Raw genomic sequence first — 538 nt, 5'->3', positions numbered from 1 at the left:
GAGTCTGTCACTTCAGAATTTATAGTGATACATAAGAAGATGGGGTTTCAGGGGTTTCTCCTGAGTTACCCCTCTCTGTTCTTTGAAAAATCTATAGTACCCAGCCAGATGTTTGAATGTTTTATTACAAGACCCCCTTTACCCAAAAGGGACGGTCTTACAAAAAGATGGGGATGAAAGAGGGACCTGGATTTATTCTTAAGTTCCTTGCTTATCCTCAGAAATACGGAGAGTTTGATCCTGGCTCAGGATGAACGCTGGCGGCGTGCCTAACACATGCAAGTCGAACGAGAAGCTGACTTCTGATTCCTTCGGGATGATGAAGTTAGCAGAAAGTGGCGAACGGGTGAGTAACGCGTGGGTAATCTACCCTGTTTTAGTGGGGGATAACCCTCCGAAAGGAGGGCTAATACCGCATAATATCTTCTCCTCATAAGAGAAGAAGATTAAAGATGGCCTCTATATTATGCTATCGCTTCAGGATGAGCCTGCGTCCTATTAGTTAGTTGGTGGGGTAATGGCCTACCAAGACCACAAT

The 538-nt window shown here is 44.8% G+C and carries 1 rRNA gene; it reads left to right on the top strand.

Going from position 1 to position 538, the window contains the following annotated elements:
• Positions 1–222 precede the first annotated feature (222 nt).
• A 16S ribosomal RNA gene (locus SCM96_16100) occupies positions 223–538 on the top strand; the annotation flags it as partial.

The organism is Acidobacteriota bacterium, assembly GCA_033549365.1.
Classification (GTDB): Bacteria; Acidobacteriota; Aminicenantia; order Aminicenantales; family Saccharicenantaceae; genus JAWSUF01.
The sequence above is the reverse complement of the archived record's forward strand: the minus strand, read 5'-3'. Positions and strand labels throughout refer to the sequence as shown.